This window comes from Algoriphagus sp. 4150 (assembly GCF_031457395.1).
Taxonomy (GTDB): domain Bacteria; phylum Bacteroidota; class Bacteroidia; order Cytophagales; family Cyclobacteriaceae; genus Algoriphagus.
On record NZ_JAVDWS010000035.1, the window covers coordinates 1 to 21,330 of the forward strand.

Genomic DNA, 21,330 nt, shown 5'->3' on the forward strand with positions numbered 1-21,330 from the left:
TTTCTACGAAAATGGTGGATGCCGGGATTTATAATCATGCCCCTGTGTGTCGCGCTCCCGTCATGGATATTTCATCTGTTTATAATTTGATTTTTTTGGTCAGATGGAATCTCGCTTTTATAATCATCCCTCCGTGTGAGGTTTTCCTCATGCTCGATTTCATTTGTACGCTTTAGCTAAAAGAATTTTCAATATCACTACCTGTATCACGATCAGCATGGGTACATAAACCGAGACTGTAAAATAGTTGGCTCCTAGAGGCAATTGATACACTTTTTCGCTCATGGCCAAAGCCAGCACCACCACCATATCAATGATACTCACCACAGAAAAAAGCCAGATGAAGGTAACAGCAGACTTCTTGTTGGATTTGAGCAAAATCAGGGAGATCAAAGCCAATATCCCGGAAAGAAAATCTCCATGAGCTACTATTTCTTTTAGATAGGGAGGAAAGTCAGCCGAGACCTGTCCCGGCATAAATAAAGAAAGCGGTAAGTAACGAAAGACATTAACTAGAAGCAGAAGAGCTAATATATCAAATCTGGTTTCTTTCGTAATTTTGGGAATCACATACCATTTTATAATTAGAAAAAACACCAACATGCTGAGCGTACATTGTACGCCTAATACTACTAAGGGATCCATATCATTTTGTTTTGATGAATAACTTCAACAAAGCTAGCGCATGCAAATCCCCGGGAACTGTGATAAAAGGTTCAGAAAACAGGACTTATGGTTCAGCGTGTATGAATGGTCTGTTTTTGAAAAGTACATGACAAAAACTATCCGTCATTGCGAGAAGGAGGCACGACGACGAAGCAATCTCTTTCCTTGGTACAAAAAACGAAGATTGCTTCGTCATACTTCCTCGTCCCGATATATCGGGAACGCGTTTTTTATACTATGTTTAATTTTTGTCATGTACTAAACTATTTTTGATTTGATTTTCTGTAATCAGAAGGCAGCATACCAAATTTCTGATAGAAAAGCCTTGAGAAATACGAGGGGTCTTCATAGCCTGTTTGAAAGCTGATCTCGCTTACGGTGAGCGAAGAACGAATCAACAGATCAGCTGCTTTTTTCATCCGTTTATTACGAATATAGTTGGCTGGAGTGTCATGAAAATGCTTCTTAAATTCCCTTTTAAAGGTAGAAAGACTTAGACCCGCCAAAAAAGCCATCTGGTCAAGGCTTAGATTGGAATAAAGATGAGTCTCAATTACTTCTGAAATACTTGCTTTTTGTGGGGTGAATAAATAACTATATAATTCCAATATGGTATCAGCTGCTTCGGTATGTAGCAAGAGCAAAATAAGTTCTTTAATCTTGAGATAGAGTATTTCTTCTTTTGCCATCTCAGGATTATCGAAGTAAAAATTGAGGCTTTCTATAAAATGATCAATGACATTTTTCTGAGAAACGCTATAGGTATAACTACCCGATTTCTTTTGCTTAACAAAAAAAGGTATCTCCTCCTTAAATACCCTTTCAAGAACGTCAGGAAAAAAATGAATAACACACACTTCACAAATGCCCGAAGATCTGTTTTGAAAAAGATCCGCAAAATAGGTTCCGCATTTTAATAAAACACTTTCATTCTCCTTAATGGTGACCTTTTCAGTGGGGGCAGAGATATGAGAGCCTCCTTCGCTAAAATAAAGAAAACAAGCTTCGTCTTGAAAAACAGGATTTTGACGTAATGGAGGGAGAACTTTTAGTTTCTCAATAATCGTTCTTCCATTTAAATCGATATGTCGTCTGCTTTTTATCATTCAGCTAATAGTGTCTCTGTCAATATAATCTATAGTTTTTTTTGAATTGGCTACAATCGGGTCAGGCAAGGGAATTTCCCCCTCACCTTCCCACAGAACTCCCGTAAAACGGGACAGGCTGTGCATGAGACTCTCACCTCCCACGGTCTGCCCCGCCACTGTAGGAGCTCTTCATGCCCGCCTGTCGTCAGACAGGTTTGTAAATCGCTTTGTACTAAAAGTACTTAAGGTTGAACCAATTTCCAATGCTCAAACAAGCCTGGAGAGGTCTTGTACTGGCGCTTCAGCCATCTGACTGCAGCTATTTTACAAAGTCCTTTCTCCCATTTTACCCATTTGAGCAAACGATGATTGAGTTGATTCCATACTTCGCGCATAGACTCTCCCCCTCTACTCTTATGGTTTAAGCAAAACGTCCGTGGTGACTGGGTGAAGTTTGCCTACCCTACAAACTGGCCCTTCGCTAGATTAATCCACCGGATTAATCCTAAACGCTCAGTCCTCCTACAAACTGGCCCTTCGCTAGATTAGTCCACCGGACTAATCCTAAACGCTCAGTCCTCCTACAAACTGGCCCTTCGCTAGATTAGTCCACCGGACTAATCCTAAACGCTCAGTCCTCCTACAAGCTGGCCCAAGGCTCCCCTCCCTGCATGCTGGCTCCTAGCTAAATCTTTTCAATGGAAAGATTCTTCACGCTAGGCCCTCCTCTGGAAGATTTATTCACGCCCTGTCCTACCCTAAAAAGATATTAATCAGCGCTATATTCAAAATACCCCCAAAGGGGTATATGGAATAACCATCTGGGGGCATTGAAGGCTAGCATAGCATTGTGGAATTTTGAATCAATCAAATATGCTACCTATGAAAACGCTCAAGTCTCTACTATTTATTCTTCTATTCTTTAATCTAGCTGTGGTATTCGGCCAAAGCAAAATCAAGAAATCTGGCGATATCGTCCTTGAATTTGATTATAAGGAAAAAATATGGAATTATGCCCCTATACCGGTTACTGATAAGCATAAACCCTATTTTTTATTGAGATACAAATCTCAGCCTGTTATAAAAATTAAAAATCTTCCCACTTCTTCGAAAGTCACCATAGAAGAGTATTTTTATGATGTTACTCCCGAAGTAGAAAACAAAGATAATTCGCTTGATAAATCACAATCAGACGGATTGATAGCAACTCCATTTATACAAACCATGGCAATAGTCGATTCTGATGAAGTAAGCTATAAAGTCACAATAAAAGATGATAACGATACAACCTTACATACTACTACTACTGCCTTTGCCAAAGTTTATGGAAGATGGAAAATAGATTTAAGTACAGGGGTGCTCTTTCACAACCTTCAGAATGAATCATATTATTTTTCCGATTCCGGAAACGAGCAGTCAAGTATCTTAAAAGATAGCAATAAAGGGAAAATCAAGCCCTTATTTCCTGCTGTCCTCACGCATTTTTATAAACAAGGAAAAGGGTTCACAAATTTTGGTGCAAGTGTAGGGTTTGGAATAGATGATTCCGGCAAAATAGGATACTACGCTGGACCTTCTTTAATAGTTGGAGATCGCCAGCGGGTAATATTAAGCGGAGGTTGGGCCTTCAGACCTACAGATGTCCTTAAAGGAAAATATAAGGAAGGACAACTATTGAATACATCAAACCTGCCGGAAGTCGCCGAGTTGGTAGAATCGGAATATAAATCAGGGATTTTCTTAAGTCTTACCTATAACCTAACCTCAAAAGTTGAGAAAAGATAAATCAATAGTTCAGTACCAATAGTTATAAAATCGCATAAATTACTTACAACCACTTATTTACTCATTTAAAATCGCTAAATCATGAAAAATACAATCACAGGACTGGCAAAGGAGCTAGTAAAAAATCCATCCCTACAGGATGAATTTAAAAAGGATCCACTAGCCGCCATAAAAAAAATTGAAAGTTCGAACCCCGTTTATTTAAATGATATATGGGTCTATAGAATAGTAATTGGAGTTTTGGGACTTGTTATATTATCAGTAATAATAGGGGTAATAGGAATAATGGCTACTAACGGTGAAGGGGTTGACAGCAAGGTACCAACGTTACTTACAGCCACCTGCTCGGCAGCGATTGGAGCATTAACCGGATTATTGGCTCCAGCTCCCAACAGAACCACTTAAGACATAAAGTAAAAAAGGGGAAGCCGAAAACCTTAGATAGAGTAAGCTGCTAAAAAATAGTTAAGATCATGAAAAAAAATGGAAGCAAAGTAAAATTGTCTTTTGCTAAGAAAAGTATTAAAGACTATGTAAAACAGGAAATGACAAGGTCAGGTAGAGAAGAAACTAGAATTGTTGTTGCCCATCAATTTGATTTATCTGTTATAAAAGATTTTATTGCTGAAATTGACAAAATCAACCTAGGTTCAGATAAAATCGATAGCATCAGAATTTACCAAGGTCTTGATAATCGAGAAAAAACCGGAGATCCCGACGAATATGATCTCATATTGGTTCCCACATACGCTTCAGGGAATGATTTCAACACAGTTTATGTACAAAAAGCTATTGAAAAAGAACTTCCTACTTTAATAGGCAAATCAACTCCTTGCCCAAATGTGTGCCAACAAGGAATGCTACCTTGTTGAATGACCCTACTTGATTGGAACATAATTCTTTCCCATATCTCAGATTTATCTGACTGGCTCCCGTTTTTTATATTCATTTCATTACCTAAAAAAGTAAGGGAAGAATACAACCTATTGGGAGCCTATTTATTTACTTTGGGTTCATTAAAAACCATTACACTAATTCTTCTAACCATAAAAGGGACTTTTAATACCATGCCATTTTACCATCTAATGGCCATTGTAGAAGCCACATTTCTTTTTCTGTTTATCACCCGGGATTTTGGGTTGAAAAAAGGCTCAAAACCCTTGATCGTATCCCTTCTACTGGCACTGAACCTTTACAATACCCTATCCTTTCAAGGTATTTTAGAATTCAATTCAAATGCCTGGGCCATGAATACGATAATATTAATTGGTTTGGGTTTATCTTCATTAGTTCTATTATTCAATGACATAGAAAACATTGTGTTGGGAAAATCACCCCGTTTCATAATTTTGACGGGGTTGCTGCTATATTTTTCAGGTTCACTTTTCTTATATATAGTATCAAGCGAAGTGTTGTCAAAAGAGGCAAAGGGCTTTTTTCACAATGCATGGATTATCCGGAGTATAGCGGACATCATCAAAAGTATCATTTTAACCTATGGATTATGGATAGCACGGTTCAGCACAACGACTTAATAACCCTTGTTTTAGGGACTTCATCCATGCTCCTAATGCTTGCGGCCATTATTTTCTTTGCATTCTTGTTTCAACGAAAACTGAACAAAAAACAGCAAGCCTACCGTGAAATAGAAAAGCTTTTGGAAAAGCAGGAACTTAATTCTGCCTATTCTCTAATCGAGGGGCAGGATCAGGAGCGCAAAAGAATAGCCGCAGAAATCCATGACAATGTTGGAAACCTATTGGCTACCTTAAAGATATACAGTGATTTAGTCCTGCTGAAAGCCCAAGACCCTGAAGTAAAAAGGCTTAATATGAAAATCAATGACATTACTGAAACCGTAACCACAGAAATCAGAAAAATCTCCCATAGCCTTGATGCCGGAGTTATACAGAATTTTGGTTTTAAACCGGCCATTGATCAATTAAGTGAAGCTATTCAAAGTTCCGGGAAAATCGAATTCTTTACACAGATTGATGTAGACATCAAGTTGCCCAAAAACATATCATTACATTTATACAGAATCATCCAGGAGCTTATTACCAATACACTAAAGCATGGCAAAGCCACCAAAGCAAGATTAGAAATTACTCAGTTGGAAAATGAAATAAGCGCCATTTACGAAGATAACGGCGTAGGCTTTGATGCCAATACTACTTCAAAATATGGAATAGGCATACCGAATATCCAATCTAGGATAAATCATATGCAGGGGGAACTGACAATACATTCAGGCGAAAGAGGCTCAACGTTTATTATAGAAATCCCAAACTTTCCCTCCAATGAATAAAAAAGTAAATCTTTATATCGCAGATGACCACCCTATTGTCGTGGACGGATTACGGGAGATACTGAAATCCAATCAAAATCTAACCGTGCAGGATGTAGCCCATGATGGCGAACAGCTATTAAAACTGATTGAAGCAGCCCCTGTAGATTTGGTCATTTTGGATATTAACATGCCAAAAATGAATGGAATCCAATGCACTAAATGGATCAAAGAAAATCACCCGGCAATCAAAGTGATCATACTTACGATGTACCCCGAGAAAACCTATATGGATCAATTGCTTAAAGCCGGTGCAGATGGATGTTTACTGAAAAGCAGGGGAAGCAGTGACCTCTTGGATGCTATTGAGAGAGTGATGTATGGGAAATCGTATTTTGACTGGATTGCAGATTTTAAAACCGATCAAACCAAAGATGAATTGAAGCTTAGTGAACGGGAAATAGAAATAGTCAAATTAATTGTCGGGAGTAAAACAAGCAGTGAAATTGCCAATTTATTATTTATCTCAGAAGCTACTGTGAAGACTCACAGAAAAAACATATTCAAAAAACTCAAGATCCACCATGCTACAGAATTGCTGAATTTCGCCCTTAACAACAATTTATTCTAGTATCACGTCGTACCCATGGGGTGAAGTTTAGGTTTGAACTATAATTTGACGGAGGCTTAGCCGGATTTGTAATTCCACCGTAGGCCGAATAGCAATTTGGACTTGACTTTCCTGCCTCATTCCTCCCTCTCCACATGGAAAAGGCGTTTGTTGGAGTTGCCTTCTGATGCGGCAAAGGATGCTTTGCTCTAACTGGGTTCCTGCCACTTACAGAACAGGGAATAATACACTTCGTTACTTGTCTTTTTCATCCTGCAACTTTATGAATTTAGCGGACAACTCTCAATATCGGGTTTTTCGGACGGATACAGGTGTTTAACAGTCCGTTGTTTTTTGCTTGTATTCGGATTTTGTTAGTCCGTATAAAACCAGTGTATGAAAGACTGCATTTTTACAAACGTGTTCTTTCAATTTCCCCTCCTTTATCATACCGCATTTAATCATCACTTTTCCCGATGCCGGATTTTTTTCCAAATGTGAGGATGTGAGTTTATTTAATTCTAATTTATCAAAGCCAAAGTCAATAATGGCCTTTGTAGCTTCTGTGGCGTAACCTTTATTCCAAAAAGGTTCTGCAATCCAATATCCAATTTCCGCACGAAAAAACTTTTGCTCAACTGTCAGCCCAATTCCACCAATGAACTCATTCGAGCTTTTCAGTCTTATTGCAAAAATATAATTTGTCCCATTTTTCAAACCCTGATTTGAAAGATTAACCCAATAGACAGCATCTTTCTCAGAATATGGATGCGGAAGATTCAGAGTATAATCAGAGATGTTTTTGTTCGCTGCATATTTAACAATCTGAGGAATATCCCCTGCTTGCAATTCTGTCAAAAACAGTCTATCCGTTTCAATTTTCGGCAAGTGTTCCATATAAGTAATTATTGCAATTCTTAATTCTTATTGTCACTGATAGCAACTCTGCTACAATGACCGCTATCGCATCGCAGCTGTAAGAGAGCTGAGCTTATGGCACCCACTTCCTTACTAAGCACGGAAGTACAAATTTATCTAAAAGTTTTCTACGAAACATTTCGTCCCGCTCTTGAAAAACCGACGTTGGCAGTTCGGGCTTCTTTATCCGTTTACTAATTTCAATTTGCTCCTTTATCAACGCGCTGTTTCATTTTATTGCCCCTCTTTGTTCTTTGTCTACTGGAAAACAAAAGCCAACTGTTGAATATCTTATTTTTCTGTCAACTCAGCTCATTTTTTGTTTCTATAATATTCCTGCAATTTTCACAATAGCATTTTGCCAGAAAGTAGTCTGAGGTATAGTCACAATCAAAACGATTTCCAATGTCCAAAACAGTAAAAAAAAGAAATACGGGCTTCTCAAAACGGGCCTTTTAAATTTTATCTTTTCGATAATTATAATTGTGCCGGGTACAATAAAAGGCACAATAACGACCGCCAACCCGAGTTCCGGATTGAAGAGGTTTATCAATCTGGCCGAGCCGGGATTGAAAGCCACTAACGTAGCCCCGATAATAAATGCTACGTGCCAGCGGATATTGTTTTTGTTGAGAACAGCTATAAGGTAATAGCACATAACCTATGCTAGGTTTCCGGATTTAAGCCCGGAAGAATGTGATAAAGGTTGGCTTGTCCCCTTCCGCTAAAAGACGCTTACAAGAAAAAGCAAATACTGAAGAAAATCCATACCCTGTACAGGGTATATTTAGCTGATAAGCAGAGATTTATTTGCGCTTTTTACTAAAAACCGGAGAATATCGATCTTTAAGGATACTTACAGTAAAATACCCGCACTTAGGGAAGTTGGAGATTGGTAGCACAGTACCGGCTATACGAATCAATTTGCTCCCGGGTTGCAAGCGCTAGGGATTAAAATATCGGGACAGGCTATTAGATTCGGTGAAGAGATTTATAATGCCCGTCCCTCATATAGGATATTTTTCTTACCTAAAAACCAGAAAGTTACCCACACTTTAGACTGAATAATAGAGACTTTGAATTAAGGCAATTTCTTCTCCTCCATTTTCTCTACTCTACCATGAACTCTTGATATAGACCGAATAGACGGAAATATTACTTTCTCTCTGCATTTTGTTGGAATACCTGAAGTAAACCACATCCGCACCCGCAGTATACTGCCCGGAGAAATGAAACCTTCTCAACATCTCGGGCTTGATATGCTGATACCGGGGCAATAAATGATGCTTCTCCAGAACCACGACCCTGTCAATCCAATAGGTCTTTAGATGGATTTCATTCCCGGGATCCAGCATGGGATATAGGTAATCGTATAACGGCTGCTCCCATCGATCGGGTAACGCCCTCTGGCCTATCATCCACTTATAAAGACACTTTCCGCTTATACCCAACTCATCCTCTATCGCAGATATCCGTAAAAAATGCCTGTGCATTACCAAAAACTGTCTAGCCAGTGAGTCTACTATCATATGGTTGGATCAATCTTCCAAATTAAAGTATATAGAAGTGTAAATAAAACATTAGTTTTAATATATTGTTGGTTGTCTTCCCAAGTTTTTCATCAAAAGTTTGAAACTCGTCCTTTTCGTAGTCCCTGTAAAGTAAGAAATAAACCGGTCGGTCCCGAAATGCTTTCGCCTTAGTCGCTTACTCCCGGATCAAAACCTCCGGATCTTCGATTTCAATAACTAAAAGTCCATGCAATAAAGAGGGGAAATCGGATCAGTCTCAACTAAGTAGGGCTTGCTGAAAAACCGTTGGCATCTAAAATGGGTTAATCATTCAATATGATAGCTTTTGATCTATTATTGGCTTTTCTCAGCATGCCCTAAGTATTTGTTTTAAAAGTCATTCGTCATACATTGATCTTGCTCCGAAAAAAATCAAAATGGCAGTCAAAATTTATCTGACTGGCTTGCTAGGACGCATACATTTCTTAAATTTAAACTTAGTTTATTCCTGGAGACGAAGACCTATCCCGGAATATTTCTTCCAATTTTACTTTAGACAACTAAAACATATTGTCATGAAAGCCGAAAACGTCAATATTCATGATTTGCTTCCGCATAGAGATCCATTTTTGTTTGTAGAAAATATGCTTTCTGTCAACTCAGAAGAAATCATAGGAACCAAAACCTTTAATGAAAAAGACCAATGGCTAAAAGGGAGTTTTCCTGATGCAGGGATCGTTCCGGGAATGATTCTGGTAGAATCGATGGCACAATGTGGCGGTGCCGGGATAAAGTTATTGGGATTGGCAGAGGGATTTTTTGCTCTGACTACTATAGAGCATGTCAGGTTTTTTGCTCCTGCGGAGTTTGACAGAAAAATAAAGTACATTATTCAAAATCTCCGAATCAGCCGGGGTATTATCAAACAAAGTGGTGTTGCCTATATGGATGAATTGAAATTATTTGAAGCTGCTTGGATGAGTGTGAAAGCTGTCTAAAAACATGAAAGTCAGCTTTATAACCTTTTTTCAACCTTCAAAGGTCTTCTCATACAGTTTCAAAATGAGTTGTATTTTTTCGGCCGGAAGACCTGAACCGAATACCCTGCACTATGCCCCGGAACTGCTCTTACAATAGGGTTTCAAATTCACAATAAAACGCCATCCCTTCTTATAGATTATGGTCATTATATAGCAGATCATTCTTTCCATCATTACACATTTTTCTTCCCCTCACTCAGGTCCCCCAGTCCTCTTGAGCAATAGAGAGGCTCACAACTTGTCCCGTATCGGATACTAAAGTCCTGATACTCGGCATAAATAATGAAGAGCGCACCCCGTCAGAAAAATCAGCCGCGCCTCCCTCTCCTCATTAGGTGTTCGCTTTGTTAATTCGCTTTACAATGTAATTGTGAATGTTTTTATAGTCTGAGCAGCTGTAATATTCGTTCAGGTAACTTGCCATTCTGTTTTTTGTCTGTTCCCACTATACTTTTTTTTCGCTCCAAAAAACTTCTCAACCCAATCATCAGAAATGCCAAAACACCAAACACAAATCCTATCCAGGGATTATATACAACACCTTTTGTAATGATTATCCAACCGCCTACAGTCGTTCCCAATGTAACACCCAAATTACCGAATGAAGTTGCCAAACTGTTGGCAAATTCCAGGCTGTCGGGTACGGATGAAATCATATAGGTGGAAGCGTTCAGAAAGCTGGGCGAATACAGGAAGCCCCAAATTCCAATTACGATAATAGTCGCTATTGTATTCCCTCCCGAGAAATGCAATAGTATGGGTATAAGGATAGTTCCCGAAAGGAAAAAAGCGGTGGTTTTCGGAATGTTTTTATTCAGCATTTTCCCTGCAACCCAATTGGAGAACACACCGATAGCTCCAAACAGAAACAGCATATAGCTCACCATTGTGCTGTCCATGGCTTTTGCTTTGTTCAGGTATTCGGCAAAATAACTGTAGGTAGAAAACCAGGCCGTAATCATAAAGAAGTTCATTGCTGTACTGATGATAAAAGTAGGTTTGGTCAATATTTTCAGTTGACTTCCATAAGATTTCTTTTCTTTCACAGGCATTGACGGCAGCCCCAAGTAAATCCCTGCCAAAGCCACAACGCTCACGATTGTCTGCACTACAAAAGAGTATTCCCAAGACCATAAACTTGCCAACCAGGTAGCAAAAGGAACTGTTGTTACCATGGCAATAGCCACACCACTAAATACGATACTCATCAATTCATTTTCACGTTTTTTATCCGCCTGTGAAACTGCGACAGCCAAAGCTGTTGCTATGTAAACCGGCTGCAAAAAGGCAGGTAATATTCTGACTAACATCAACAGCCAAAAGGGTGGTGAAAAAGAAGACACCGCTCCTGTTATCAGAAAAATAAAGATAGCTGTGAGCATTACTTTTTTACGGTTAAAGCCCGACACCAATAAGGTCATAAAAGGGCCTGTCAAGGCAATAACCAAAGCAAAGGCACTCAATAAATACCCTGCCTTATCGATGCTGATTTGGTAATGTTCTGCCACTTGCGGCAGAATGCCGATGATACCAAATTCAGTTGTAATGACTGCCAAAAAACCAAGGCAGCCGATGTATGCGTATTTTTTCATTACAAAGAATTTTGATTTTTGATAAATTCGGCCACATCCTGCATTAAGACTTCTGTGTCATCGATAAATCCACCCATCTGAAAGAAACCGTGAGTTGTTCCTTTGTATAACTTAAGGGTTACGCTTATGCTGCTTGTCTTGAGTTTTTCTGCATAAAGAATTCCCTCATCCCTTAAAGGATCATATTCGGCAACTGCAACAAAAGCAGATGGTAAATCCTGCAGGTCATCTGCCAGCAAAGGAACAGCATCCGGATTGTCGCGGTGCGCCGGGCCGGGTAGATACCAATCCCAAGCCTGAATGCCGCCCTTTAAATCTAACAGAGGGCCATCTTGAAATTCTTTCCAGGAGGCTGTTTTCAAAGAGTTATCCGTTACAGGATAAATGAGTAGCTGGGCATTTACGATTTCACGAAATTTCCCGGCAATTGTAGCCGCCAGGGCACCGCCTGCACTGTCTCCTGCTATTGTTATTTTATTTGGATTGAGGTTAAGAAAAGATGCATTTTCAATAATCCATTTTACAGCAAACTCACAATCATTTAAACCAGCCGGAAAGGGATGTTCGGGTGCGAGACGATAATCGATCGCAATGATAACTGTTTGTGATAAATTGGCCAGCCGGCGTAACGGAGTATCATGGGTTTCAAGATTTCCGGCATTGAACCAGCCTCCATGGAAATAAATGATAAAAGGTGATCTGTCTTGATCATTTGGTCGATAGGTCCTTAGCCTGACCCGATGTCCCTCATTGAGTAACTCATTTTCGCTGATTTGAAAAACGGTTTCTTTTTCTCCTGCCAGAGGTATAAATTTTTCATAAAAAGCTCTTCCTGCTTCCCAGGGGCTTAGAGTTTCCAGTACTTCAATATGTTGGATTTTCATCAATACCTTTTCTGCTTGCTCTGATAATTTCATTTTATATTAATTTAAAATATGCCGCAAATCTATCAGGCAATCCATATTTTTGCACTGTACACATTCAAATGTATGGTACTAACAAATTTGTAAGTAATGGGAAGGAGAAAAGTAAATTCGACGAATATGCAGAATGAAAAATATATCACAGAATGTGATTTGGCATATGCGGTCTGTAAGATAGGAGGACGCTGGAAAATTCTGATTATGTGTGAATTAGAACACGGAAAATTAAGGTTCAGTGAATTGAGAAATCAAATTGAGGGTATAACCGAAAGAATGCTCACACTTCAATTAAGGGAGTTGGAAAAGGAAGGATTGGTAAAGCGTACCGTATATGCTGAAGTTCCGCCAAGGGTAGATTATGAATTAACGGAAATTGCAACAGATCTAATTCCTGTTTGGCGGCAATTGGAAAATTGGGGAGCGAAGCATAAGGGTTTAATGAAGTGATGTTTTTCAGCAGCTCGTCGATTAAGGTTGACGTTGCACTTACTCAACAACAGTTTTAAGGAAGAGGATTGCATTCTTCTACAGCCTTTAAAGGCATTCGTATAACCTGACTCTTGCTCAGCGAAGACTACAACCCCTGATTTTCCTCCAATTTAACTAGGGCTTGCTGAAAAAGTCTCAGGTATGCCAACTTCAAGGCGGCCGAATGAAGATGTATGCTTATACCTCGAATGAGGCCAACGTAGAAGATGGTATGGCTGAGGCTAGCTTGAAAATCCCGGTTCTGGGATTTTCTGATGCATGGATAAAGACCTATTGTGGTCAATAAGCTTGCACTTGCTGAAAAACCGTTCGCATCAAAAATGGGTTAATCATTCAAAATGATAGCTTTTGGTCTATTACCGGCGTTTTTCAGCATGCCCTAACTACACCATTTCCAGGTATAGCTTCTGGAGCTCAGGTGCGGACACCGATTTACTATCCAGCAACTTAACCAATCTCCCCTGCTTCATCATCCCGATACGTGTGGCTAAACTGACTGCGTTGAAAATATCATGTGTGGCCATAAGAATGGTTTTGCCGGAAGCGGAAAGTTCCTTGCAAATCTCCGTAAACTCGACTGAAGCTTTAGGATCCAGTCCACTGGTAGGTTCATCCATCAGTATAACCTGAGCATTTTTTGCCAATGCAATGGAGATCCCTACCTTTTGCCTCATCCCTTTTGAGTAAGTGGACAACCAGCGGTCATGCGCAGCCTCTTCCAGACCCGCCTTGGCCAAGAAACCCTTAAGTTCTCTTTTCCCATAATGATAGCCTCCCAGCTTACTAAAAAAGTCAAGGTTTTCCAACCCGGATAAATTCCCATATAACTGAACAATCTCAGGGATATAGGAGACTTTACCATAAGTATTGTTTTTACCAAAGGACACCTTCTCTCCATAAATCCTGGCCATGCCCGAAGTAGGCCGGGCAAATCCCAAAAAAAGATTGAGTGTGGTAGTCTTCCCGGCCCCATTGGGACCCAAGAGACAAAATATTTCACCTTGGGCTATTTCGAGATCCAGGGATTGCAAAGCGGTATGTTTGGGATACTGCTTGGTCAGCTTGATGGCTTCTAGAGCTGGTGTGGTCATAAAAAGGGCTTTTAGAATGAAACGTTTGGATCAGCGGGTGGATTCGTGGGGACATCGGCTAAACCTCTCCGCCAAGGCAACCAATACGAGGGAACTAAGTAGCAATGACAACATTACCTTCAGAATCTTCGGGTAAGGCAACCCGGGTTTCCGATAGTCAAAGACAGGGAATTTATAGAAATCTGAAGGTTTGAGATGTTCATTCCGAAAATGATAAGGGTACAGGAAACCTTGCCACTCTTTTTGGAACCTATCAGCCTGTTCAAAGAAATCCCTATAGGCAGCTAGGTCATTTCCGCTGATTTTGGTAAACAACTGCTCAGTTTGGGTCACCGGATTTAAGCTCAATAAGCGGGCAATCAATGTATTTCTCCGATCTATTTCCTGCTGATAAGAATCAATTACCCGCAGCATCCTTCTCTCCAACAAATCGTAATACCCTGCGATGTACCGGTCACTTAACGGCAGCGTATCTATGGCCGGGTCAGCTGTAAGGACGTACTCAGGATTATTGATATTAAAACTGTCTGAAACCACTGCAGGATGCATACTCCAGATATCTTCGGCCTGCGCCCTTCGGTAAGAGGATATCCCGTCTTTAAGTGGAACCGGAAAATGTGCCTGGGCATAGGATATGACCACTCCGGGTAAAATTACAGCCAAAAATAACCAAACACTGATTTGTATCAATGCGGTGATCACGGCAGACTTTTTCAGACAGAGGATAAAATAGCTTACGGCAAACCAAAACATCAAATAGACCGCAGTAAGACCACTCCACCAGAGCATACTTCCGAAATCCACTGACCCATAACCGGTTGACAACAACAGAAAAAGCAAAGCGGTTGTAAGAAGTGAAGTAAGCAAAAGCAGCAAAAACCGAAACAGCAGCCTCATCCTGATCACATGAAAAGCATTGCCTTGCTGAATAGTCAGTAAAGAAAGAGTTCCTGACTCTTTTTCAGCTGCATACAATGAAAAACTAAAGGCAAACACAAGTAATGGAAGCAGGTAAACCAGAACCAGGGAGTAGTCGTAATTCCCCGAAGCCAGTATAGAAGGATTGGATACAGGAACCTCTATCCTGTCATCAAATGACTTGGTATTCTTCACCATTTTATACCATGGCTGCACATCCGTCAATCCAATTGAAAGGGGGGCCAGAGAAAGTTGTTCTTTGACGGCCGGCTGAGGAAGACGGTAGTTAACCATTGCCACCATACCCGCCAGCTTTGCATCCGCCCTTCCCTTCTCGGAAAGGGTGTCCCCAAAAAGTGAAAGTACATAGTGCAAATCTTCCTGATAGGAATTAAGTATTGACTTTTCCTGCTCTCTTCGTTTATCCACTGAACCTCCGGCCCAAAGTAACGCAAGTACAGAAAGGGCAATCAAGCCTGTCAAACAGCCTAAAATCCAATACTGCCGAAGCAGTTGCCTGGCTTCCATCCCGAACACCACCTTAAGCAAATTCATAGTTCTTTGTTTAAGTGTCTTACTGTAAGCGGAATTACAACACCGGCCACCAAACCGGTCCAGATTATCAATACTGCCAGTGCCCCTTTATGCCAACCCACCGCTTCCTTAAACAGGGGTGGCAGGAATTCAAAATCTTCCATGGATGCAAAAAACTCCGAGCCCACCTTATAATCATAGGATAGATACTCTGATCCGCTGTAGGCTAGATCCATATTGAGAACCCTGATAAAGCCGTCACGATAAGATTTTGCCTGTTTGTGAAAAGCTAAGTGATGATGATAATCCGTACCGGCAAACCCCATCGAAAGCTGTTTCACGGCGACAAAAGGATCCAGCAAGCTCAGCAGTTCCAACTTGTCGTTTTGCAGGATTAACATGGATTCTACATCTCCTGCATAATGCTCATAAACCTTGGTATTGTAATCTTCACCATATTGCATGGAGAGTCCATCGAAGTTTACAGGAAGTTGGGAGACGCTGTCCACGCCATATTTCTCCAATGTCTCCGCAAGGTAGTTCTTTGACCTCTCCAAGGAACTGCCGTCCTGATCCAGCCCCTGTCTATATCCCCGGGAGATATTCCTATCGAACTCATATCTTGATGGCAAAGGAATCTCTGCATCCACCAACCTTACGAGTGCTCTGGGCATTAAAACAGACCAAAATAGCCAAATCCCCATACTACAGACAAGTGCTGCCCTAGGATTGGAAATCCAAACGGATAGCGCTACACCTATACAGGTAATTATAAAAAAATACACCAGATAAACCCCTGCTATAGCAGCATAGCGTAAGCTAAGGTCAAGTGAAGTGCCTTCAAGCGCGAACGGGAAAGCCAACAAAGCAAATATTGGAAGAAGGATAAGCAGCACAATGGTATATATACCCCCGATCTTTCCCAAAAGCACGGTGATGGGCGGAACCCCCTGAACCCAAAGCAAGCGTAGTGTACCTGATTGCCTTTCTTTGCTGAAGCTTTGGAATGTGAGTAAAAAAATCAATAAAGGGATCAGCAATTGACAGACAAATGCCACGGAGAGTTCCCCTAACCTGGGGTTAATATCCGTTTCCCCTATTTCCGCCTGATTGAGCTCGTGCTGCACATGCGCTTCCACGCGATAGGTCGTACCCAAGAAGGTGTTAAGCCCCGGATCATATACTCCCAAGACAGAAGGTTCCTTAAATAGGTAGGTGCCAAAATGGGCTGCTGAATGCGGATTGGCTTCCTGATCTTCCCATTCATGTTCAAACCGCTCCGATGCAGCATGCCGAATCTGTTGATCCGACTGAAATCGTTGCCATCCGGCATACGAGGCAAAGAGCATCAGAGCGAAACAGACGGCCGCCAAAGCAATGACGGTCCGGTCACGGAAAGCACTTAATACTTCCTTTTGTATAAAAACAATTAATTGGCTTCTACCCACTTTTAATACAGTTAACGTAAAGTATAAGTCAGGCTTACCTGCAGATTTCTCGGCATCCCGGGTGTATATGCACCATAGCTTCCGCTAAGCGCATATCGCTTGTCCAGCATGTTATTGGCGTTCAACTGTATCCCATAGCCGGCATAACGGTATCCTATAAATGTGTCAAACAACGTGTAAGCAGGATTTTCAGCCACTTCAGTGCCTACTTTTCTATTGGCGAAGTAACGCATACCCACATATTGAAATCCTCCTCCTGCAAAGAGTCCTTTAACAGGGCCTTGTGCGAATGTGTATTTCAACCAACCATTTGCCGAATTTTTTGGAGTATTGGCAAACTCCTGCCCTATTTCTTCAGGTTTTTGGGACTCCGTGATTTCAGTTTTGTTGTGGCTATAATTGAAATTGATCCACCAGTGGGTCAGCACCGTACCGCTTACTCCGATCTCGGCTCCTGTGCTCCGAACCTCCCCGATTGCTTCCTGCCAGTAAGGAAATCCTTCTCTGGGAACAGTCTGAAGTACATTTTTTTTGGTACTCTGATATAGATTCAGGAAAGGGAAGAGACTCCCTTCGAAAAACTCCCCCTTTACCCCCAACTCAAACTGCTTGGATGTCTCAGGATCAAACGGTCCTCCCCGATCGGGATAGTTGCCATAATGCGGGGAAAAGCCCTCGTTATAATCCAGGTAAACGGAAACTGTTTTATAAGGCAGGTACAACAGTCCCAACCTGGGCGAGAAATTCTCCGTCCGTGAAGGTCTCTCGTCATAAAGCACTGAACCATCCCGGTTCTCCGCGTAGAATCTCCTGAAATAATTGTTGTAGCGAAGACCTGCCAGAAGTTTAAGTTTTTCCAAAAGCGTAATCTGATCCATGACATATGCTCCCAGGGTATTGTAGGTAAAATCCTCGATCCTAGAATCATAGTACTTGGTCATCCCTGTAGTATCATACCGGCTTTCGTATACAGGATTAAACACATCGAGCGGGGTAGCTGAATACATCAACATACCATCCGGATACTTATTTCTGGCCAAAAACACATCCGTCCCCATTGAAAACTTATGTTCCATCCCCAGCGTTTCTGCCTTGCCTATACCATACAGATTCAAACTTGTCTGCGGAGAATTGATTTTCTGCCACGCATAGGATCTGTCCACCGTATTATCTTCCACATTGATATATCCGGAAGCGGAATACTGCTCACGGTCGGAACGGGATTCATTGTAAGCGGCCAAAAAACCCAGCTTCCAGTCTGTGGAAAAGTGATGCTCCATCACCGACTGCACCTGAATATTATTTCCTTTGTATCGGCTGTCTGTTCCCGGGTTCAGATCATAAGGAGCCAGAAAGATACTGTCGGGATTCAACGTATTGTAGATAGGTACTCTGGGCTGGTAATTGTTGCTGACATCATCACGAATCAGGTTTGTATTGATTTGCCAGCTTGTTTTGGGAGACAATTCCCATTTAACGGATCCATAAATCTGGATATTTTCACGGTCAAAATCCCTCGTAAAACTTCCGCCCCGCTGATAAGCAACGCCCGCCACGGCATAGATACTTTTAGCGTTGTTCAACGCACCACTCACATCCATTTGAGGACGGAACAGTCCAAAGGATCCACCAGTCAATGTTGCATTGACCGTGGTAAGCGGCTTTGGCTGTTTAGTCACTAAATTGATATTGCCTCCCATTCCTCCCGGCCCAAACATAATCGCATTGGGGCCATGGATGACCTCAACCGCTTCAATATTTCCCAACAGGGCAATCTGTCCTTCAGAATAGGGAGTTCCTTTAATTCCATTTGTGGTTATCCCGGAGGCTCCCGAAGTATAGCCTCTCGTACTTACTCCACCGTAATAATCAGGAGATGAAAAGCCTGCCACATTTTTCAGCACATCATCAAGTTGGAACAACTGCTGGTCAGAAATCACCGTTCTTGAAATTGTCTGCACATTTTGTGGCAATTCCAACAGCGGAACGTCCATACGGGTCAGGGTTTTTGACGGCTGGGTAATCAAGCTTGCAGACACTGTCACCTCTTTCAGGGATTCTGTGGAAAGATCCAGCGCCAGTTGTAAAAAACCCGGAGACTTATTTCCTACCACTAAATCCACACTTTTCGCTTCAAACCCCACTCCGGTGACCACTAGACTATAGGTGCCCGCTGCGATATCCGTAAACCTGAATTCTCCCTGCTCATTGGTAAAAGTAGTTTTGTTGATGGGCAGCAAATGAACAGTCATTCCAACCAGCGGTGTTTGGTCTGTAGCCTGTATCCTTCCTTCTACTTTTCTCGGCACTTGAGCCAAAATCCCCGTTCCGTTTAGAAACAGAAAAAACAATAAGGTAAATTTCATACTCATATAGGGTGGTTTTAGAGAGTGATTCTTAACATTACACAGCCCGGTCTAGGAAATTGGAAAATGCATGGGGTCACCTGAAAGTTGGCTGCAATTTCATGAATGCAACATTATTGCAAGTAAGAAATCTTACCTGTTATATGCAATAGAGTTGCATAATTAGAGTGAAAATTTACCTGAATGGCAAGTTGCGGGGATTACCGTTTAAATATGTTGATTCAGAAATAATACGACCACATACTTGAAATCGAGTCTGCCGGTAGGCAGGCATACTGATCTTGGGAAGCCCCAGGTAAGATGACTCCGAAAGATTACATGGGAAATTATTTACCCATAGAAGGGTAAATCCAGAATAGTTCTGAAACTTTTTGTGGATCGTGAATGTCTATCCTTTTGGTAAATGGGTACTGCCAACCGCAACCAACAATCAAGACACTGAACTTACTACCTACCTTCTCATGATTCATCCATTGGATAATCCTATCTGGACAGCGCTAAGTACCAATAGCGCCCATTTTGCCTCTGGCGACCAAGACTGTCTGTTACTGGACCGGGACATGGGCTTTTTCGCAGGTATGCCCGAGTATGGAGAAAGACATATGAAATGCCTGTATGATCGACTGGGTGAAGATAAAAATGCCATCCTGTTCACCCCAGGCCAACTATACCTGGACAAACATTGGAAAGTATTCACCGACCGTGAACTCCTGCAAATGGTTTGGGACGGGGAACCGGCGTACAGTCCCTCGGAAAATATCCGTAAGCTCAGCCCAGGGCAGGTCAACGATATGATGGCCCTGACAGCGATTACCCGTCCGGGGCCCTTCTTGGAAAAAACCATATTATTCGGTGGGTACTTGGGGATTTATGAGCAGAATCAGTTGGTTGCCATGGCAGGGTACCGACTCCAACCAGGGCATTACACCGAGCTGAGTGCAGTGTGTACACATCCAAATTATACCGGAAGGGGCTATTCACACCGTCTCTTAACCGCTCTGGTAAAAAAATTAATTTCCTCAGGGAAAACACCTTTTCTGCATGTGTACCCGGACAATCTGCCGGCTGTTAAACTTTACCGGAAATTGGGCTTCCGGCCGCGGAAAAGCATCCGGGTGTATAATATTGCTCCTTAGGCTTTCTATACTAATTCCATACCTTCAGGTTTCAAATCCCGAAGGGCAAAAAAAAAATAAACCAAAAGGTGCCAATTTATTGACAAACTCTGGAGGGGTGGTATTATTTTCACCGAAGGAGTTTATTAAAGCGATTTCCTTGGTTAGCTTCATACTTTTCATCTCTCCGGGTTAAATTTCAATTACGTAAGATATTATTGATTTTATTTTTGCTCCCTTTGCCCCATTGAATTCATAAAAGTCGGAAAACGCGTATGTTTTCCCGTTCTGCATTTTTATAATCCCATTTGCAGCTCCTTCTTTACCGTGGGATAAGATTTGCTCAAGTAGTAGTTGCCTTGTCTACTGTTCTTTTTTCCAATTCATCCGTAACATTTTCCTTTCCCTGGATTCTTTTGTCACCTACGATATTCCAGACAATTTCGTCAGTTATGCTTTCTACAAGGAATTCAACATTCCCTGTGGCGTAAGCAATTTTGAACTCTTTTAGAAATGCCATTTTTGGAGAGTTCCCGCAATTGGGACTTGAAGTTATTTTTGTCATTCTACCGGATACTTAATTTTTGCCAGTTCATTTTCATTGTTGCCAATTTATAGGGTTTCCAGCGCAATCCATAAAAAATATTGTCCTGATGGTACTCACTAAAGCAGCTTACCTCTCAGAGGATTTTTCTCCAAATTCTTATGTTGTACGGGGGGCTACTTATCCGCGGTTAGGATTTTCTTCAGCTGATTTAGTAATAGATTTAAGTGATTATCCGCAATGATGCCAGTAGCCATATTTCCCTTGTTTTACTGGACGGAAGACCGAAGACGGGGGACCGAAGTGGCCGTGACCTTACCTGATTTTGGTTGTCACATTCTTGTCTTCCGGACAGTTAAGTTAAGTGATTGTTTTACTATTCTCTTTCTTGGTTGTTCAGGGTTA

The 21,330-nt window shown here is 41.3% G+C and carries 22 protein-coding genes; 10 read left to right on the forward strand and 12 right to left on the reverse strand.

All coding sequences use genetic code 11. From position 1 onward, the window contains the following. Positions 1-159: 159 nt before the first annotated feature. Together J2X69_RS23540 and J2X69_RS23545 are read right to left on the reverse strand one after the other, a co-directional pair. Positions 160-645: a hypothetical protein gene (locus tag J2X69_RS23540; protein WP_310108944.1), complete on the reverse strand. Its 486-nt coding sequence runs from the start codon at positions 643-645 to the stop codon at positions 160-162. Positions 646-929: 284 nt separating this feature from the next. Beyond that, entirely contained in the window at positions 930-1,772 is an 843-nt protein-coding gene (locus J2X69_RS23545) for an AraC family transcriptional regulator (RefSeq protein ID WP_310108946.1), read from the reverse strand. A gap of 864 nt (positions 1,773-2,636) precedes the next feature. On the opposite strand from J2X69_RS23545, the gene J2X69_RS23550 reads away from it, so the two are divergent. From J2X69_RS23550 to J2X69_RS23575, 6 genes are all read left to right on the forward strand, one after another. Then, a complete protein-coding gene (locus tag J2X69_RS23550; RefSeq protein ID WP_310108949.1) occupies positions 2,637-3,539 on the forward strand; it encodes a hypothetical protein in 903 nt (300 codons plus the stop codon). A gap of 81 nt (positions 3,540-3,620) precedes the next feature. Then, complete coding sequence (locus J2X69_RS23555; RefSeq protein WP_310108952.1) at positions 3,621-3,944, forward strand: hypothetical protein; 324 nt, start codon at positions 3,621-3,623, stop codon at positions 3,942-3,944. A gap of 68 nt (positions 3,945-4,012) precedes the next feature. After that, positions 4,013-4,411 carry a hypothetical protein gene (locus J2X69_RS23560; RefSeq protein ID WP_310108955.1) on the forward strand — a complete coding sequence of 133 codons (399 nt, stop codon included), beginning with the start codon at positions 4,013-4,015 and terminating at the stop codon, positions 4,409-4,411. Beyond that, complete coding sequence (locus J2X69_RS23565; protein ID WP_310108958.1) at positions 4,412-5,074, forward strand: hypothetical protein; 663 nt, start codon at positions 4,412-4,414, stop codon at positions 5,072-5,074. Further along, positions 5,044-5,847, forward strand: a complete 804-nt coding sequence (locus J2X69_RS23570; RefSeq protein ID WP_310108961.1) for an ATP-binding protein — start codon at positions 5,044-5,046, stop codon at positions 5,845-5,847. Before J2X69_RS23565 ends, J2X69_RS23570 begins: the two co-directional genes overlap by 31 nt. Next, on the forward strand, positions 5,840-6,457 hold the full coding sequence (locus J2X69_RS23575) for a response regulator transcription factor (protein WP_310108964.1): 618 nt from the start codon (positions 5,840-5,842) through the stop codon (positions 6,455-6,457). The genes J2X69_RS23570 and J2X69_RS23575 overlap by 8 nt, the downstream gene beginning before the upstream one ends. A 315-nt stretch (positions 6,458-6,772) precedes the next feature. On the opposite strand, the gene J2X69_RS23580 is transcribed toward J2X69_RS23575, so the two are convergent. The 3 genes from J2X69_RS23580 to J2X69_RS23590 form a co-directional block, all read right to left on the reverse strand. Next, the gene (locus tag J2X69_RS23580; RefSeq protein ID WP_409014478.1) at positions 6,773-7,333 is read right to left on the reverse strand and encodes a GNAT family N-acetyltransferase; all 561 of its coding nucleotides are present in this window, start codon (positions 7,331-7,333) and stop codon (positions 6,773-6,775) included. Positions 7,334-7,679: 346 nt separating this feature from the next. Further along, positions 7,680-8,012: a hypothetical protein gene (locus J2X69_RS23585; protein ID WP_310108969.1), complete on the reverse strand. Its 333-nt coding sequence runs from the start codon at positions 8,010-8,012 to the stop codon at positions 7,680-7,682. A 457-nt stretch (positions 8,013-8,469) separates the two neighbouring features. After that, positions 8,470-8,883 carry a hypothetical protein gene (locus tag J2X69_RS23590; protein ID WP_310108972.1) on the reverse strand — a complete coding sequence of 138 codons (414 nt, stop codon included), beginning with the start codon at positions 8,881-8,883 and terminating at the stop codon, positions 8,470-8,472. A 557-nt stretch (positions 8,884-9,440) separates the two neighbouring features. Between J2X69_RS23590 and J2X69_RS23595 the strand changes: the two genes are divergently transcribed. Further along, complete coding sequence (locus J2X69_RS23595) at positions 9,441-9,863, forward strand: beta-hydroxyacyl-ACP dehydratase (RefSeq protein ID WP_310108973.1); 423 nt, start codon at positions 9,441-9,443, stop codon at positions 9,861-9,863. A gap of 422 nt (positions 9,864-10,285) precedes the next feature. Here the strand turns inward: J2X69_RS23595 and J2X69_RS23600 are convergent, their stop codons facing one another. Further along, positions 10,286-11,497, reverse strand: a complete 1,212-nt coding sequence (locus J2X69_RS23600; RefSeq protein ID WP_310108976.1) for an MFS transporter — start codon at positions 11,495-11,497, stop codon at positions 10,286-10,288. Beyond that, positions 11,497-12,414 (reverse strand): alpha/beta hydrolase, encoded by a 918-nt coding sequence (locus J2X69_RS23605; protein ID WP_310108978.1) that lies wholly within the window; start codon positions 12,412-12,414, stop codon positions 11,497-11,499. Before J2X69_RS23605 ends, J2X69_RS23600 begins: the two co-directional genes overlap by 1 nt. Positions 12,415-12,540: 126 nt before the next feature. Here J2X69_RS23605 and J2X69_RS23610 point away from each other — a divergent pair, with 126 nt between their 5' ends. Beyond that, a complete protein-coding gene (locus J2X69_RS23610; protein ID WP_310108980.1) occupies positions 12,541-12,867 on the forward strand; it encodes a helix-turn-helix domain-containing protein in 327 nt (108 codons plus the stop codon). A 163-nt stretch (positions 12,868-13,030) separates the two neighbouring features. Beyond that, complete coding sequence (locus J2X69_RS23615; protein ID WP_310108982.1) at positions 13,031-13,195, forward strand: hypothetical protein; 165 nt, start codon at positions 13,031-13,033, stop codon at positions 13,193-13,195. Positions 13,196-13,292: 97 nt separating this feature from the next. Here the strand turns inward: J2X69_RS23615 and J2X69_RS23620 are convergent, their stop codons facing one another. The 4 genes from J2X69_RS23620 to J2X69_RS23635 are packed head-to-tail and all read right to left on the reverse strand — an operon-like array spanning position 13,293 to position 19,266. Next, positions 13,293-14,000 (reverse strand): ATP-binding cassette domain-containing protein, encoded by a 708-nt coding sequence (locus J2X69_RS23620; protein ID WP_310108984.1) that lies wholly within the window; start codon positions 13,998-14,000, stop codon positions 13,293-13,295. Positions 14,001-14,030: 30 nt separating this feature from the next. Continuing rightward, positions 14,031-15,473, reverse strand: coding sequence for a DUF3526 domain-containing protein (locus J2X69_RS23625; protein ID WP_310108986.1), 1,443 nt, complete (start codon positions 15,471-15,473; stop codon positions 14,031-14,033). Beyond that, positions 15,470-16,900, reverse strand: coding sequence for a DUF3526 domain-containing protein (locus tag J2X69_RS23630; RefSeq protein ID WP_310108989.1), 1,431 nt, complete (start codon positions 16,898-16,900; stop codon positions 15,470-15,472). Before J2X69_RS23630 ends, J2X69_RS23625 begins: the two co-directional genes overlap by 4 nt. 11 nt (positions 16,901-16,911) lie before the next feature. After that, positions 16,912-19,266 carry a TonB-dependent siderophore receptor gene (locus tag J2X69_RS23635; RefSeq protein ID WP_310108991.1) on the reverse strand — a complete coding sequence of 785 codons (2,355 nt, stop codon included), beginning with the start codon at positions 19,264-19,266 and terminating at the stop codon, positions 16,912-16,914. Positions 19,267-19,727: 461 nt separating this feature from the next. Here J2X69_RS23635 and J2X69_RS23640 point away from each other — a divergent pair, with 461 nt between their 5' ends. After that, entirely contained in the window at positions 19,728-20,402 is a 675-nt protein-coding gene (locus J2X69_RS23640; protein ID WP_310108993.1) for a GNAT family N-acetyltransferase, read from the forward strand. A gap of 322 nt (positions 20,403-20,724) precedes the next feature. Here J2X69_RS23640 and J2X69_RS23645 read toward each other — a convergent pair whose 3' ends face one another. Next, complete coding sequence (locus J2X69_RS23645; protein ID WP_310108997.1) at positions 20,725-20,946, reverse strand: hypothetical protein; 222 nt, start codon at positions 20,944-20,946, stop codon at positions 20,725-20,727. Between the last annotated feature and the right edge of the window lie 384 nt (positions 20,947-21,330).